We start from the raw sequence: 15,839 nt of genomic DNA, 5'->3' as shown, positions 1-15,839 counted from the left end.
TCTAATGCAAAATAAATTATTACGATATGTAGTATCATTTGCTGTGCTTTTATCTTTGTTCGTCGTGATGTTGGGTGCTTATACACGCTTGACGGATGCTGGCCTAGGCTGCCCTGATTGGCCAGGTTGCTATGGGCAGATGGTTCTTCCAAGTGCTAAGGAAAAATTACAGGCAGCACAGACTCAATATCCGCAAATACCCATCGAGTCTAGAAAAGCATGGACTGAAATGGCGCATCGTTATGTCGCAGGGTCTTTAGCCTTATTGATTTTTTTTATTGGTTTTTCAGCGCTACGCAAACGGTTACAAGGCAACCATTTGATGCCTTGGCATTTGCCAGCCGCATTACTCCTACTGGTTTTTTTTCAAGCTGCTTTGGGGATGTGGACCGTAACTTTAAAGCTACTGCCCGTGGTGGTCATGGGACATCTTTTAGGCGGAATCTTGATCGTTACTTGCTTAAGTCGCTTTCGATTGCAACTCAGTTCATTAAGCGGGCAGGATTTACCACAATGGCGTCCTTGGATACGTCTTGGGGTGGTCATTGTTTTCCTACAAATCGCTTTGGGTGGTTGGGTGAGTTCAAACTATGCAGGGATCTCATGTATCGGATTCCCACAGTGTAATGGGGTATGGGTGCCAGATTTGCATTTTGCCCAGGGCTTTAATTTATTTTCACCAGTAGGAGCTAATTATCAAGGAGGTTTATTAGATCATGATGTGCGGGTGACGATTCAATGGATTCATCGATTAGGGGCATTAATCACTGCTGCTTACATTCTGGTGCTTTCTTTATTAATCCTGCGACGAAGCAGTTTCAATTATCTCAAAATAGCAGCGGGGTTCATGCTCCTACTCATCTTCGTTCAATTTACTTTAGGGATCTTGAATGTAATCTATCTCCTCCCAATCAGTGTGGCGGTCGCTCATAATGGCGTTGCGGCGCTTTTACTGGCAACGGTATTCAGTACTCTTCATTTGACGCGTAAGGGGCAAAATGATGCACGTTGATCATGTAGTTCAACCCTCGTCAGCTGCTTGGCGTGATTACCTTGAGTTATGTAAACCTCGAGTTGTATTACTGATGCTGTTGACTGTAGTTGTAGGCATGTACTTGGCAGCACCGGGTTGGGTTAGTTTATCCTTATTATTTTTTTCATTGCTTGGTATTGGATTGTGTGCAGGCAGTGCCGCTGCAATTAATCATTTAGTGGATAAGCGAATTGATGCCATTATGGCTCGAACTAAAAAAAGACCTGTTGCCAGTGGCCAAGTCTCAGTAGGTCAAGCCCTATGGTTTGCTGTCATCATGGGAACTCTCGGTTTGACCGTTTTAGTTGTTTTTGTAAATCAATTAACTGCCTTACTGACCTTTATTACATTGATTGGCTATGCCGGTGTTTATACGGGCTATTTAAAAAGAGCTACCTCACAAAACATCGTTATTGGCGGATTAGCCGGAGCTGCTCCACCGCTACTTGGTTGGACGGCGGTGACTAATCAATTGGATCCTCAAGCTTTATTGTTGGTGTTAATTATTTTTATTTGGACGCCGCCCCATTTTTGGGCTTTAGCGATTTATCGCTATGAAGAGTACCAACATGCGCAAATTCCGATGTTACCAGTGACTCATGGTATCGAGTTTACAAAACTAAGTGTTTATTTATATACCATTTTATTATTGGTTGTAAGTATGCTGCCTTTTGTTGTAGGGATGAGTGGTTTGTTTTATGTAATAGGAGCCTTAGTGCTTGGTGGACGATTCTTGTTTTGGTCTCACAAGTTATATCGTACTGATAAACCCGTTGTTGCGATGCAAACCTTCAGATTTTCAATAGTTTATTTGATGTTGTTGTTTGTTTTTTTATTGATCGATCATTATTTATAAGGAATGTGTATGAAATAAGTCCCATGCCACAATGCAAATGTATGGTCATTTCAGTGATGTGTTGTGAGACTTATTTCCTGTATGTTCCTATAAGGGGGTAAAATGAGTTTAAAGGCTAAAAGTGTTACCTTTACCGTAGTTGTTTTGCTGGCTCTTGCAGGATTATTCTCAGGAATTTTTGTAGGCCAACATTTCCATTTTAAGAAAAAAATCGATGCGACCACATTTCATGGTACTTACCTTGAAAATCCAAGACCTGTGAATCGGTTTCAATTGACAGGAATTGATGAAAAAACATTCGATAATAAAAGTTTAAAAGGAAAATGGACTTTAATGTTTTTTGGTTTTACAAACTGCGGCTATGTATGTCCAACTACAATGGCGGAATTGACCAAAATGTATCATATCCTTGAAGACAAGGGGGTGAATAATTTACCTCGCATTGTAATGATCTCTATCGATCCGGAACGTGATAGCCCAGAAAAACTTCGGGGTTATGTGACGTCATTCCATCCCCATTTTTATGGAGCACGTGGCAATGAAGAGTCTATTAAATCAATGACTCGAGAAATGGGTATCGCTTATGCCAAGGTGGTTGAAAAGGGAGTTGATGATGCAACAAATTATGATATCCAGCATAGCGGCGCTTTAATGCTATTTAATCCGCAAGGAGAACTTAACGCATTTTTTACTACGCCACATCATGCTGATTTATTAGCAAAAGATTACCTGTTATTGGTTTCCTAAATTGGGGAATTTTTTATAAATATATTTTTTTTATTTCCAATGTGATTTTTACATTTTTAGACTAGGCTTAATTAAGATGAGTCTGTCATAAATAAATCAACATGGAACTTTAATAATAAAAATAAAAAGTTGAGGAACGCGTTTTTCATGAAAATTGCAATATTAGCCACTAATCCACATTTGTACTCCCACAAGCGTTTGAAGGAGGAGGGTGAGGCTGCTGGTCATGAAATTAAAATAATTAATCCACTCTATTGTTACATGAATGTCGCCGCTTCTTGTCCTAAGGTTCATTATAGAGGCGGCTCTCCCTTGCCTCATTTTGATGCGGTGATTCCCAGAATTGGTGCATCGAATACTTATTACGGAACAGCCGTCTTGCGTCATATGGAAACAATGGGCATGTATACGTTGAACGAATCTATAGCTATTGCACGCTCTCGAGATAAATTCCGTTCGTTACAGTTATTAGCGCGAAAAGGCATTCCTATGCCATTAACGAGCTTTGCTCAATCACCTGATGATACTGAGGATTTAGTACGCATGGTTGGGGGGGCACCTTTAGTCATTAAGTTATTGGAGGGAACACAAGGCAAGGGAGTAATCCTGGCGGATAGCCATCAATCTGCCGTGAGCATCATTAATGCGTTTAAAGAAATGCATGCTAATATTTTGGTGCAAGAATTCATTGAGGAATCACGTGGGGTGGATATTCGTTGCTTTGTTGTGGGAGAGAAGGTAGTTGCTGCTGTGAAACGGCAAGCAAAAGATGGTGAGTTTCGTGCGAATGTGCATCAAGGCGGAAAAGCAGTCAAGGTAAAATTATCACCGCAAGAGCGTGCAATTGCAGCCAGTGCTGCTAAAACAATGGGTCTAAAAGTGGCTGGTGTTGATTTGATTCGCTCGAATCATGGACCTCTGGTTTTGGAGATTAACTCTTCACCTGGCCTTGAAGGTGTAGAAAAAGCAACTGGCATTAATATTGCTGGAAAAATTATTGAATACATTGAAAAACATGCAAAACCGATTACTGCTAATGATCGATTTCACGGTTAATAGTCGCCACATTATCCCCAGAGTCTTTATTTTTTCTAAGAGGTTTGGTTACAAACAGGAAGGGAATTTTAATTTGAGCCTGGTTGCAAGCACCAGGCTACGGATTAAGCTACTGAACCCTTGTTCTTCACAGGAGTAATTTTATTGACCTTCACTTTGCTTTCAACTTTTTTGCCCCGCCAAATCACTGAGAAGGCAATAAGAGAAGCGATAAATAGAAACGCCATCACGCCAGTAAAACCATTCATGAATATTTTATTAAACAATTGATGGGTGAAATCATTTTCTGCAAGTTGTAATGAATGAGTGGGATTGGCTATGAACTCTTGTAAACTGGAAATTTGTGCTTCACTCAGCCCATTGGAGTGGTCTTTAGATAGTGAAGAGAGAGAATGATGGGTTACAAAATTATAAATAACGATTGCAAGAGATAAGCCTATAGAGCCACCGATATTAAATAAAGTTACCATCGATCCCGTTGCAACACTCGCACGTTCAGGGCCTACTGCGGTTTGGGCTGCAATGATTGAGACCGTATTACCCAGTGCCCACATGCTTCCTAGACAAATAAATGCAAAAATAATGTAGAATAATGAGGCATTACTGGTAAAAAACACTTGTAATAGGGTTGCGAAACACCCTAAGAACAACCCGAGCAAAATAGTATGCAACAATCCCAGATTATGAATTAGTTTTCCTACAAAAAAAGCAATTAAAAACACTGAGACAGGTATGGCAAATAATACTAAGCCAGATAATTGTGCCGATTGCTCTTTTATAATTTGTAAATAAAGGGGATCAAAAAATAAAGTAACGGCGCTTAATATCCCGGCTAAAAAGACAAGAATGGCTCCGGCTGAAAAGAGTAAATTGGAATAATCTTTAAAGTCAATAAGAGGATTAGGATGATTATTTTCAGCTTTGACTAATAAACTGCCCATGATCAGCGTCACCGCGAAACAGGTTAAAGTGATTGGTGCGCTCCAACCATAGCTTTGGCTATAAATTAAACCTAATACGATGCCGCCCATAGTGAAAGCAAGTAAGAGCATCCCTTTTATATCTAAATCAATCAGTTGGGAATTAGTTTGCGATTCTGAAACAGATTTGAAACAAAAAATATACCCTAATAAGCAGATAGGAATATTGATGAAGAAAATCCATCTCCATCCCAGATAAGTCACGATAAGTCCCCCTAAAAGCGGACCTAAGGCTAATGCAATGCCTCCTATGCTGCCAAACCAAGCTACGGCTTTACCCCGCTCTTGTTCAGGGAAAAATTGGGGGAGGAGTGAGAGCCCTAATGGAAATATAATTGCAGCACCGACACCCTGCAATAACCGACCAAAAATCAACCAATGAATATGAGAAGAGAGACCGGCGATGATCGATGCAATCACAAAAATCGCTCCTCCTAGATACAAGCAACGCCGGCGACCATATAAATCACCAAATCCACCCATTACGGTAGCTAAAACGCATAATGCCAGAAAGTAAATATTCATGACCCATTGCATGGATACTAGGTTGGCTTGTAATTCATGTTGGATGGTGGGTAATGCGACATTGACTACGGTATAGTCGAGATAACATCCAAAAGACAGTAGGGCTATTCCCAAAAATGCATACCATTTATGTTGATAGTTATCGACTTTGCTGGTTGTAGACACGTTTCATCCTAGGGCTATGTTTAAAAAAAGGCTGAAAATGATAAATTTTAGCCATGATATGCGGGAAAATTGTAAATTAATATCTATTTTAAAACAAATAAAATTTTTAAAAGGGGAATATGGAAACATCCGTGTTGTATTGATTTTTATCCTGGGTATCCTAAAAAACTAGGAAAGGTATGTTTAATTTTCGGAGTATTCAACCAAATCCTTAACAAATGACGCACGGTTTGATTTTCAGGGTGATCGAAAGTTGTTCTTCCATGGAGAATTTCTTCATTGTTAATAAAAATTAGGCTACCGGGCTTTACTTTTGTTTCGAAGGCAATATCCTCTCGTAGTGAAATGTGATCGAATAATGCCATGGCTTCAATTTGTTGTGATGTAAAACGCGGTAGCTCAGGGAATTTTTTTTGCGCATCGTTATAAAATGGTTGATGATATTGACAACGCAATTCATCCCCATACATAGCAAAGACCGGACTTAAATCATACGGTAGTTCACCTGCTGGTTCATTTCCACGCCGATCCGCATACACAGGTTGATATAATACCTCAAGAAGATCAGGTCTTATTTTTTTTATTTCATCATGAACAGTCCGGGAACTGGCAAGTATCGTATGACCACCAACATCAGCGGATGCAAGGCAATACATCCCAAGAATAGCTCCTGCATCGGTATGCATTGGCAGAGCATCTTTCACATAAGGACCACGTGAATCTTTGGTATTAAGAGTCATTCCCTCGATACTTTTAACATCAAATATCAGATCATTGTTTTTATTTTGGATTAGGGGAGAACCAAAGTGTGAGCAAAACGCTAAAAGAAATTTTTTAATTACCTCAGCACTGTACTTATCATCGGCGGAGGGAAGTCCAGTTATGGTTATAAATCCGCGAACTTGGATTAAAGAATGCAGGATTTCGTCGAATAAGGGGCGCAGTTCATGCTGCAATGTATTTTTGACCTCACTGTTATCCCATGCAGAATCTTTGTTTTCCAAAAAATCGAGAACTTGAGCGACCACTCTCTTTTCATATGAAGAGAGTTCTCTCGAATTTGCAGGGCCGTCTTTAATCTCCTTGCTATACCATTTTAACGGATTCTTCATCTGCTGCGCCATCTTTAGATCCTTTATGCCTACAACTTGGGTTATTCGTTTATTTCGAGCTCATTAAAAACAAATTTATTGAATTAGTAAATAGCAATGTGAATATTTTTAATATTCAATGAAAAAAAAATAGCGAAATAGTTCGGATAATTGATATAATCCGGCCCAACTCTCAAATTGTAGATATTTTTAACTTTAAAATTAAATAGTTAGCAATTTAGAGTGCTAAAAAAATAACAATTTTCAAAAGGAAGCTATAAATGTTTTCTGTCGAACATCAAATTGAGGAACAATGGAGCCCGGTTAACACGGAGGAATTAAATACGCATAAGGCTTCATTCAGATATTCTGATCTGGATATCGAGAGTGAAAATAAGAAAATGAATTTTGAAGGAAAGAAGGCTCTGTTATTTATTAGTGTTGGACAGGCTTATCATGAAAAAGGGAAGTTTTTAGCAACAATTGAACTCGTTAATAAATATCCATTTGGACGCTGCGACATTGTGCTCGCTGATACGCTACAAAAGCATAATCATTACGGTAGATTGGGTGAAGAAAAGGCATACATCTTTGCCAAGGAGGCAGGTGATCTATGGCTCGAACGAAGTGCTTTTGCACTGAGTAAATTGACTGTACCCCATAACATTATTCGTTGGGATGATTTTCTATTGCATGAAGACTATGCCGCACTCAAAGAGCGTGTAGATGCTGCCTATCGTGATAATGAAGAATATAAGGCTGCTCTTCATACGAATGTTTTGACGTATATTGAGCGCTTAACCCTGATTAATCCTTCAACAGATACCACGACGCTATTTAATCATGGATTGAACTATCTGATAGAGGAATGTCCTATTGTAATGCCACTCTGGGCAAAAATGGGTTATGACTACATTATTTATCCTAAACCTTTAACACCTGGCATGGCCAAAACGCGAGAATTATTTGTTACTGATGAATACAGTGATAAGTGTCAGTGGATTTACCTGCGTTTTAAAAAGAAATAACGAACATCTGGCATCAGGAGGCATCCTTTTCTAGGATGCCAAAATGTTAGGGAGAACATTTTTTACCCAATATTGTTTCGTTATAGGCGGTTTTTAAGGAATTTTTATGATAAAAGTTAGCCAAATCCCAATAATTGATGTTTCAGCCCTTTTTACTGCTCGCTCAATACATGATTTACACGCTTTAGCCCAGCAGTTTAAAGAGGTATATACCAATATTGGTTTCGCATATGTTATTAATCATGGGATTTCTCAACATATGTTTGATACCATTTTTGAGCAATCAAGACTATTTCACCATTTGCCTGAAGAAGAAAAATTAAAAATAAAGCAAAACCAATTTTTTCGCGGGTATATGGCTATTCAAGGATCTCGTTTTAAGTTATCAACTTTAGGTGAAACGATGATACCTAATCAAAGCGCCGCATTTATATTGGGTCATGAAGTGCCCGATACAGATGAAGATTATAAATTAGGTATTAATCTTGCCGGACCTAATCAGTGGCCTGCTGAACATTTATTGCCTGATTTTAAGAATGTATTACTGCATTACCGTGAAAATGTTTTACTCCTATTACGTAACTTAATTCGTGTTTTTTCCCTATCATTAAACCAGAATTATTACGAATTAGATAAATTTTTTATCAAGCCAACCACTTTCTTACGGTTGCAATATTATCCAGCACAACCTGAAGTAATTCCTGAGCATCAATATGGAATTGCACCACATACTGATTGGGGGGCATTGACTTTGTTAGCTCAAGATTCTGTGGGTGGGTTGCAAGTGAAGCAATGTGATGGTACCTGGTTGGATGTTCCTCCTCTAGAAGGAGCCTTTATTTTAAATACTGGGGATATGATGCATCGCCTCAGTAACGGCGAATATATTTCAACACCACACCGCGTAATTAATGTTTCTGGGAAAGAAAGATATTCTATTCCACTATTTTTTGAACCGGATCCTCATGCGGTAATAGCACCGGTTAATACTGAGCAAAAGCCAATATTTGAACCAATGGAATATGCTGATTTCTTGATGATGCAGATCAAAAATAATTACAGCATTGGTGCCAAGGACAAAGAAGCATTAGCGGATGCCTAGCATCAACATATTGAACGCTTCAATGAAACATGGATGTAATTTATTCAATTTTTTGGGGTTAATATGTCGAGTATATTTTTGAGTCAAAGTGATCAAGAGGTATTGTGTAATCGCTTTAACGATTTGATTCACTACGTGAAAGAGAATTTTGCATTTTATAAAAACACCTACGAGAACGTTCCCGCTTCAATTAATGATTTAGGTGATCTTCGGCATTTTCCAACCCTTGATAAAAAATATCCTGGAATTTCTGTCCTTGTTGACGAAGCACTTGCCAAAAGACCTCCTGCTTATTTTGAAACAAGCGGTACTTCAGGTAATCCATTTCCTGTTATTCCTGATTTAGGTCCAGAACGCAGTCGAGAATTTGCGAATTTTATCTACGAATGGCTTGCCTTAGATAAGACCGAAGTTAAAAGTGCTGTGATTGCATTACCTTTTGAGATGAATCCTATCGGCTTAAAATATTTTGCTGCCTTAAACCAATTAGGGATTATGGCGATTCCCACTGGTGTGAAGACTCATCTGTGCTCACCTAGAAAAATGTTGGAAATTTTTGCTCGTATGAAGCCTGAGCTACTTATTGCTCGTCCATTGGAAACCCTGCGGTACGCGGAGGCCATGCGCGCACAGGGTATTGATCCGGCAACCTCTTCAATCAAAAAAATTATTTTAACAGGGGAAATTATCTCCAGAGCTAAATTTGCTCGTATCAGTAAGCTCTATGGAGGAGCAACTGTTCATGGAGTTTATGGATTAACGGAACTTGATAGTGGTGGTTTAGTATCATGCAGTAGACATCAGTATCATTTACCTTCAAAACCTTATTTGATTATTGAATTATTAGAAGATGATTTTAATACACCAATAAAGAATGAGGGGGAATTAGGCAATATTGTTTTAACAAATACCCATAAAAATCATATGCCACTGTTACGTTATAAAACGGGTGATTTTGGTAAATTACAACATGACTGTGGTTGTGAGTACTCTACTCCAGTGATCAATGCGATGGGGCGAGCTGCGGATTTAATTCAGTGCAAAACCACAGGAAACTCAGCTTTTCCTATAGAAATTGAAAATATTTTATTTGAATACGATGAAATTGCCTGTGATTACCAAATTATTACACGAGGTGGTGCCGTTGAATTGAGAATTGAATTATTAAACAATTTAGATTCAGCACAAATTTCAGCATTAATTCAACAACTAAAAACAGATATTATGCATCAATTGTCTATTGCTGTTGAACATATCGATGTTTTTATGCCCGGTCAACTCGCCAATAAGTTAGGGATTGCCAAAACTAAAGCAGGAACTCTCTACGTTTTAGACGGCATGAGTGAAGAAGAGGCCAAAGAACGGCTGGAGTTAAATTATTGTTGCGAAGAAGGGTTATAAGATAATGATAAATTGGGAAAAATACCGGGAACTGTTTCCTGTTGTAAATCAACAAACCTATTTTATGACTGCTGGAGGGGGTGCTTTATCAAGGCAAGCACTTCAAGCAGTGACTGATCGATACCAATCACTGGCATTGAATGGGGGAAGAATTTTTGGTGACAACATCCAGCTGACGGAAACATGTCGAGAAAAAATTGCTCGATTGATTAATGCAGAAAAAGAGCATATTGCCTTTATCCCTAGTGTTTCATTCGGTATGAACGCATTGGCTCATTCGCTCCCCCGTGGAGATTCTGTTTTGCTTGTAAAAAATGATTTTTCTTCATCAATTTTACCTTGGGAAAATGCTGGACATTCAGTCAAATGGACTGATTCAGCCGCGGATCTTGCTGCACGATTGGATTTTGCTGAACAGGAAGAGGAAAGAATTTCTTCAATTGTTGCCAGTTACGTCCATTATGCCAATGGTTATAAACTTAATTTGGAACAAATTAAGAACTTAAAAAGAGACGCGCATCTTATTGTGAATGGAACTCAAGGAATTGGTGCATTCCCTATCGATGTCAAAAAACAAGGAATTGATGCACTCGTTTGTTCTTGTTACAAGTGGATGTGCTGTGGTGAAGGAATCGCATTTATCTATATTCATCCAGACCTCTTTAAACAGTTGACTCCCGCTTTGATTGGATGGAGAAGTGTACAGTCTGCGATGAACTTTGATGGAAGTTGTCAATTTTATCAATCTGCCCGTGTTTTTGAATTAGGCTGGGATAATATGACTATTTTTTCCGGTTTTAATGCGGCACTTGATCTGATTGAAGAAATTGGTATTGCAAATATCGCAGAACGTATTACCTCTCTTACTGATTATTTAATCGAACGATTACATCAATTCAATTTACCTGTTCTTTCAGACACCGAGAAACAGTCTCGCTCAGGTATCGTACAGTTAGGGCCTTTTCCGGAGTTAGATAAAATCATGAAACACCTGGAAACCCATAATGTCTGGGTCACTCAGCGCGATGGCGGTATCAGAGTTTCCTTGCATTACTATAATAATGAACAAGATATTGATAATTTATTGAATGCACTTCAGGAGTTATAGGCCAGATGGCAAGCGAACTTGAGAACGGTCGATTTGGAACACGATTGAATGAAAAAGACCGTTCCCAAGCGAGCGGCTCAGGATTTGTAAGTAATCCGGAATGATTAAAACGGGGCGTTCGGGGTACTTTGCTCTTCTTGCTCATCCACATTTTCAAGTTGTTTTAATACTTGATTATATTTCCGCTTAAAAAAGACCGTATCGTTGCTATTTTCATAGAAGGCTGGATTATTTTCGAATTCTTTACTTGCCTTATCCAGTGTTTCTTTAAACTCATTGACTAGATTCATTGTTCTTTTGTTAAGAATTTTTTTCGCATTATAGTCTATTCTTAAAGTCAACAGCTGCTCTTCAAGCTGAGCTTTCATTTGTCCAATATCATCCAAACGATCCAAATTGTTTAATGAAAAGTTCAAAATACCTTCCAAAAAGGCTTCTCTCGTTTTTAGACATCTAATTTTTTCTTCATTAACAGGATCTTGCGTCATTAACTTATTAATTTTTTGATGGCCTAAAGCTATTTTTTGTTCCACTTTTTTTTGGGCTACGAGAAAGTCGATTTGTGGCGATGTCATAATTTGGGATTTTGAATGGGCCTTGCAATAGTCGATAAGACTGGGTTTAGGAGAAAGCGCAGCATCAGGATCGGGTCCGGCTTCGGAATTTAAGGCTTTCCATTCTTTATAGGTTTTCTCAGAGAATAAGCGTGCCCCTTCATCGTTTTGGTTTGCCTCAATCCAATTTCCTGGTTGATTGGGATCGGGTTTCAATAGAATGAGATCATTAATGATGTGCATATATAATTTATCTTTACTCTTACGTCTAAACCAGTTCTCTGCTTCTTTAGAGAAATATTTACCCCATTTAAACCCGCCTTTGCCATATGCCTTGGATTCTGCTAACCCGGATTTATTTAAATCTAATGGTTCTTGGTTAAAATTATCGGTTTTCCATGCTCTTCTTGAGCCCATAAAAGCAACAACTTTTCTAAAAATAGTGTCATCGTGACCTATCACACGTGTAAAAATATGTTTTGTATTATCCAGCTTTTCAATTTGTTTCAGCAGTTTCTTTCCTTTTAACGGGTCTGTAAAAGTTTCTGGAATCACAACACCTACTTCGGGGGTTAAAAATGCTGCTTCACGGACACAGTCTTTGACACATTCCATATATTTTTTAGATTTTTTATATAAATCTTCAACACCAGTATATCCTTGATTATTAGCAAGTTGGATGACTAGTTTACGCATTTGCGATACTTCACGAACAATTCCTCCATCAGCCGCTATCACATGATTTCCACTCATATCAGTGTAATCAGCTGCTAAAAATTCATTTGCTTTTTCTACTGCTGCTTGTGCTGCAAAAGATTTTCCAGAGGCTGAAGGACCACCAACGACTACCACAGGACGTTCTAACCATTTTGGGCCATCAAAATGAGTGGTTGACTTGATGACTACTGCATTCCTGTACTCTTTGCTATTCATCTCCTCTTCTAATGCGAGTTGGTATAATTCAGCACCTTGTTTACCGAAAAATTGTTCCATATTCGTGGTCGCTTCCTCAGGACGGGTCTTACGTATTGCAGGGTCATCGTTATATTGAGGAAAAGGATGATTCTGAATGTAATCGATGAATTTTTTTCTAAAAAATTGGGGATCAGAGGAGGCATCAGGGTCTATATTTAGATGATATTTCTCTATGTAAGATTTTGCTGATGCATAGCGAGTTCCTTCATATTTTTCTATCCCTTCATATAACTGTTCCTCACCTTCAGGGCTAATGCAAAATGGACCACGATTATCGTAGTGATCAATTTGTTGTTTCAAGGAACGCACAATTGATGCATCTATAGGTGTTTGCATAATACATATATCCCACAATTATAAGTGTTTTGATTTAATTATAGCCAATATATGTATTATACGAGTTCAAGCTGAAGATAATATTAATGAGATGAATCACTTTTGCCAACTAACCAGTCAGCACTTACCTCAAATTCTTGAGCTAATGCATTGAGTAGTTTTTCATCAGGATTTGTGGCACCATTGAGTAATGCTTCTGCTTTAAATTTTGGAATCTTAACGAGCTTTGATAATACTTCAATACGTTCCGCACTTGATTCCGGAGCTCCAATATTATCAAGTTCTTTATTTAGTCTTTCTGAAAATCTCTTATTAAGCATCTGCTTCTCCTAATAATGATTTAGGTTAAGGTCAATACTGCAACAACTACTCATCTAAGTCATCGCTCCAATGCTAAGCCATAGGATTTCAGGCAGAAGCGAACTGCTACCTATTTATTTCATATAGCATAAAAATGAGGTTTTGCAATAATATGCCCAAATTTCTTGGCAATAATTCTGAAAATTCAGCACATTAAACTGTTTCGTGTAAATTGCAACTTCTTTTTTAAGATCAGAGCGGCGACCAATGAAAAAATTACATTTGTCTCCATTCCCCGTTTGATACGCGGAACTTAGAGTGCAAAAATTGTTTCATCTACTGACTTTGAAGATAATCCTGATTTGAGTTGATCTAGACTATCTTTCAATTTAGTATTGAACCTCTAAAAAACGATTGATTTAGGATAAACATGATCGAAGAAGTCGCTGCACAATATCCTTGTGATTTAATTATATTCGGTGCCTTGGGGGATCTGTCTTGTCGTAAATTATTTCCTGCTTTGTATCAGTTGGAATGTGCTCGTTTGCTTCATGCCCATACACGTATAATCAGTTGTGCACGTGATTCGTTAACATTAACTGAGTTCACTGAGTTAATAAAATCCAAAATGCAGACTTTTATCAGAGAGGGTCTTGATGAACGAGTTTGGTCACGCCTTTTGGAGCGCATAACCTATTGCCAGATTGACTTAACCCAATCTGAAGATTTTGCAAAAATAATCGATTATGTGAATCCCCAGGAGCGAATACCCATTTCCTATTTTGCAATTCCTCCATCACTCTATGCTCAAACATGCCAAGGTCTCTCGAGTATAGGCTTAACAAATCAACCATCGCGAGTGGTTTTAGAAAAACCGATTGGCCATGACTTGCCTTCATCGATTGCCATTAATAATGAAGTGGCCCATTTTTTTGCTGAAAGTCAAATTTATCGAATTGATCATTATCTCGGTAAAGAAACGGTACTGAACCTTTTGGTGCTTCGTTTTGCTAATGCAATTTTTTCCTCAAATTGGGACCACCAAGCTATTGATAAGGTCGAAATTAGCGTGGCTGAAGAAGTTGGTGTAGAAGGACGATGGGCCTATTATGATAAATCAGGTCAAGTAAGAGACATGTTGCAAAATCATTTGCTACAAATCCTATCGCTTTTGGCCATGGAGCCGCCAATGAGTCTTGATGCCGATTGTATTCGTAGTGAAAAATTAAAAGTATTAAAATCATTACGACCTATTTCAGATACTCATGTGCATGATCATACCGTGCGAGCCCAATATGTGGGAAACGTAATTAGAGGTCAACAGACACCTGGATATTTGGAGGAGGAGGGGGCTTACAAAAAGTCAACCACGGAGACTTTTGTTGCGATCAAAGCCTATATCGATAATTGGCGCTGGTCAGGTGTTCCTTTTTATTTATTGACGGGTAAAAGATTATCAAAAAAGCAAAGTGAAGTGGTGATTTATTTTAAACCACAACCCTATAACATTTTCAAACAATTAAAACAGGAGTTGTCTCCTAATCAGCTCATTATTCGCTTACAACCTGATGAGGGGGTGGAGTTACGAATGATGAATAAAGTCCCTGGACTTAGTGAAAGCATGCAATTAAGGGACAGTAAGTTGGATTTAAATTTCAATCACCTGTTTAATTCACAAAGAATTGCAGATGCGTATGAGCGGTTGTTGTTGGAAGTCATGTTAGGCCATCAATATCTGTTTGTGAGTCGTGAAGAAGTAGAGCAAGCCTGGCAATGGATTGATGAAATTAAGCAAGCATGGGAAAGACAAGATACCCCTCTCTATACTTATCCCTCAGGAACTTGGGGGCCTTTGGAAGTAATTCGTTTATACAATGGCAAGGCACATGTATGGGGTGAACAAAATGCAGTTACATAGTTTTAGTGAAGCGCCTTTATTAACCGAAGACTTAGCTAACCGGCTCAAGCAGATTCTCGGTGATGCAATCAATCTTCGAGGTCATGCTTATCTAGTCGTTTCAGGTGGCAAAACCCCTCTCGATTTATTTAAGGCCCTGGCCAAAACAGATATTCCCTGGGATAAAGTTACAATAACTCTGGCTGACGAACGTTGTGTTCCTGCTCATGATTCCGAGCGAAATGAACATTCGGTTCGACAGTTTTTACTACAGAATCACGCCTCCAAAGCTCATTTTCTGAGTTTATATGACGAAGGGCACTCGCTAGAGCAAATAGAGCACCTCATTGCCTCTTTACCGACTTTTGATGCAGTAGTTTTAGGTATGGGGGAGGATGGACATACCGCATCCTTATTTCCTTGCTCGGATGAGCTTGATAAGGGGTTAGATGATAATGCGGCAGCAGTACTTCGTGTGAGTCCCAAAAAAGCATCTCATCAACGAATCAGCTTATCAAAAAAAAGGTTGTTAAATAGCCGCGTGATTTTTTTTCATTTATTAGGCCACAAAAAACTGGCGGTGTTGCATCAAGCAATGGCAGAGCACGATCCCAGAGTTATGCCTGTCAGTGCTTTTTTAAATAATGCAGATGCCAATGTTCAGGTGTTGTATGCACCTTAAGGA

At 38.6% G+C, this 15,839-nt stretch carries 14 protein-coding genes; 10 read left to right on the top strand and 4 right to left on the bottom strand.

Going from position 1 to position 15,839, the window contains the following annotated elements; all coding sequences use genetic code 11:
* Positions 1–4 precede the first annotated feature (4 nt).
* The 4 genes from OQJ13_RS06025 (at position 5) to rimK (ending at position 3,692) form a co-directional block, all read left to right on the top strand.
* Positions 5–1,012 carry a COX15/CtaA family protein gene (locus tag OQJ13_RS06025; RefSeq protein WP_265709897.1) on the top strand — a complete coding sequence of 336 codons (1,008 nt, stop codon included), beginning with the start codon at positions 5–7 and terminating at the stop codon, positions 1,010–1,012.
* Positions 1,002–1,889: a heme o synthase gene (cyoE, locus tag OQJ13_RS06020; protein ID WP_265711896.1), complete on the top strand. Its 888-nt coding sequence runs from the start codon at positions 1,002–1,004 to the stop codon at positions 1,887–1,889. Before OQJ13_RS06025 ends, cyoE begins: the two co-directional genes overlap by 11 nt.
* Positions 1,890–1,991: 102 nt before the next feature.
* The gene (locus OQJ13_RS06015) at positions 1,992–2,636 is read left to right on the top strand and encodes an SCO family protein (RefSeq protein ID WP_265709895.1); all 645 of its coding nucleotides are present in this window, start codon (positions 1,992–1,994) and stop codon (positions 2,634–2,636) included.
* A gap of 147 nt (positions 2,637–2,783) precedes the next feature.
* Entirely contained in the window at positions 2,784–3,692 is a 909-nt protein-coding gene (rimK, locus tag OQJ13_RS06010; RefSeq protein ID WP_028380899.1) for a 30S ribosomal protein S6--L-glutamate ligase, read from the top strand.
* A 104-nt stretch (positions 3,693–3,796) separates the two neighbouring features.
* On the opposite strand, the gene OQJ13_RS06005 is transcribed toward rimK, so the two are convergent.
* On the bottom strand, positions 3,797–5,362 hold the full coding sequence (locus OQJ13_RS06005; RefSeq protein ID WP_265709892.1) for an MFS transporter: 1,566 nt from the start codon (positions 5,360–5,362) through the stop codon (positions 3,797–3,799).
* A gap of 146 nt (positions 5,363–5,508) precedes the next feature.
* A complete protein-coding gene (locus OQJ13_RS06000) occupies positions 5,509–6,474 on the bottom strand; it encodes a TauD/TfdA family dioxygenase (RefSeq protein ID WP_265709891.1) in 966 nt (321 codons plus the stop codon).
* A gap of 260 nt (positions 6,475–6,734) precedes the next feature.
* Between OQJ13_RS06000 and OQJ13_RS05995 the strand changes: the two genes are divergently transcribed.
* The 4 genes from OQJ13_RS05995 to OQJ13_RS05980 all read left to right on the top strand — a co-directional run bounded on the left by OQJ13_RS05995 (position 6,735) and on the right by OQJ13_RS05980 (position 11,092).
* Positions 6,735–7,481: a hypothetical protein gene (locus OQJ13_RS05995; protein ID WP_265709889.1), complete on the top strand. Its 747-nt coding sequence runs from the start codon at positions 6,735–6,737 to the stop codon at positions 7,479–7,481.
* Positions 7,482–7,587: 106 nt separating this feature from the next.
* Positions 7,588–8,583 (top strand): isopenicillin N synthase family dioxygenase, encoded by a 996-nt coding sequence (locus OQJ13_RS05990; protein WP_265709887.1) that lies wholly within the window; start codon positions 7,588–7,590, stop codon positions 8,581–8,583.
* Between the two features lie 63 nt (positions 8,584–8,646).
* Entirely contained in the window at positions 8,647–9,984 is a 1,338-nt protein-coding gene (locus tag OQJ13_RS05985) for a phenylacetate--CoA ligase family protein (protein ID WP_265709886.1), read from the top strand.
* Positions 9,985–9,988: 4 nt separating this feature from the next.
* Positions 9,989–11,092 carry an aminotransferase class V-fold PLP-dependent enzyme gene (locus tag OQJ13_RS05980; RefSeq protein WP_265709884.1) on the top strand — a complete coding sequence of 368 codons (1,104 nt, stop codon included), beginning with the start codon at positions 9,989–9,991 and terminating at the stop codon, positions 11,090–11,092.
* A gap of 104 nt (positions 11,093–11,196) precedes the next feature.
* Here OQJ13_RS05980 and OQJ13_RS05975 read toward each other — a convergent pair whose 3' ends face one another.
* Positions 11,197–12,957 carry a hypothetical protein gene (locus OQJ13_RS05975; protein ID WP_265709882.1) on the bottom strand — a complete coding sequence of 587 codons (1,761 nt, stop codon included), beginning with the start codon at positions 12,955–12,957 and terminating at the stop codon, positions 11,197–11,199.
* Positions 12,958–13,040: 83 nt separating this feature from the next.
* The gene (locus OQJ13_RS05970) at positions 13,041–13,277 is read right to left on the bottom strand and encodes a hypothetical protein (RefSeq protein WP_028380906.1); all 237 of its coding nucleotides are present in this window, start codon (positions 13,275–13,277) and stop codon (positions 13,041–13,043) included.
* 410 nt (positions 13,278–13,687) lie between these two features.
* On the opposite strand from OQJ13_RS05970, the gene zwf reads away from it, so the two are divergent.
* Complete coding sequence (gene zwf / locus OQJ13_RS05965; protein ID WP_265709880.1) at positions 13,688–15,175, top strand: glucose-6-phosphate dehydrogenase; 1,488 nt, start codon at positions 13,688–13,690, stop codon at positions 15,173–15,175.
* A complete protein-coding gene (pgl, locus tag OQJ13_RS05960) occupies positions 15,162–15,836 on the top strand; it encodes a 6-phosphogluconolactonase (RefSeq protein ID WP_265709878.1) in 675 nt (224 codons plus the stop codon). Before zwf ends, pgl begins: the two co-directional genes overlap by 14 nt.
* The last annotated feature ends 3 nt before the right edge of the window (positions 15,837–15,839 follow it).

Origin of the sequence: Legionella sp. PATHC035, assembly GCF_026191115.1 — a bacterium.
GTDB lineage: Bacteria > Pseudomonadota > Gammaproteobacteria > Legionellales > Legionellaceae > Legionella.
Note: the sequence above shows the minus strand (reverse complement) of the source record. Positions and strands in the feature narration are given on the sequence as shown.

Excerpts from the sequence above, each read along its gene's own strand:
- OQJ13_RS06025 (WP_265709897.1), top strand. The coding sequence starts at position 5 with ATGCAAAATAAATTATTACGATATGTAGTATCATTTGCTGTGCTTTTA.
- cyoE (WP_265711896.1), top strand. The coding sequence starts at position 1,002 with ATGCACGTTGATCATGTAGTTCAACCCTCGTCAGCTGCTTGGCGTGAT.
- OQJ13_RS06015 (WP_265709895.1), top strand. The coding sequence starts at position 1,992 with ATGAGTTTAAAGGCTAAAAGTGTTACCTTTACCGTAGTTGTTTTGCTG.
- rimK (WP_028380899.1), top strand. The coding sequence starts at position 2,784 with ATGAAAATTGCAATATTAGCCACTAATCCACATTTGTACTCCCACAAG.
- OQJ13_RS06000 (WP_265709891.1), bottom strand. The coding sequence starts at position 6,474 with ATGAAGAATCCGTTAAAATGGTATAGCAAGGAGATTAAAGACGGCCCT.
- OQJ13_RS05995 (WP_265709889.1), top strand. The coding sequence starts at position 6,735 with ATGTTTTCTGTCGAACATCAAATTGAGGAACAATGGAGCCCGGTTAAC.
- OQJ13_RS05990 (WP_265709887.1), top strand. The coding sequence starts at position 7,588 with ATGATAAAAGTTAGCCAAATCCCAATAATTGATGTTTCAGCCCTTTTT.
- OQJ13_RS05985 (WP_265709886.1), top strand. The coding sequence starts at position 8,647 with ATGTCGAGTATATTTTTGAGTCAAAGTGATCAAGAGGTATTGTGTAAT.
- OQJ13_RS05980 (WP_265709884.1), top strand. The coding sequence starts at position 9,989 with ATGATAAATTGGGAAAAATACCGGGAACTGTTTCCTGTTGTAAATCAA.
- OQJ13_RS05975 (WP_265709882.1), bottom strand. The coding sequence starts at position 12,957 with ATGCAAACACCTATAGATGCATCAATTGTGCGTTCCTTGAAACAACAA.
- OQJ13_RS05970 (WP_028380906.1), bottom strand. The coding sequence starts at position 13,277 with ATGCTTAATAAGAGATTTTCAGAAAGACTAAATAAAGAACTTGATAAT.
- zwf (WP_265709880.1), top strand. The coding sequence starts at position 13,688 with ATGATCGAAGAAGTCGCTGCACAATATCCTTGTGATTTAATTATATTC.
- pgl (WP_265709878.1), top strand. The coding sequence starts at position 15,162 with ATGCAGTTACATAGTTTTAGTGAAGCGCCTTTATTAACCGAAGACTTA.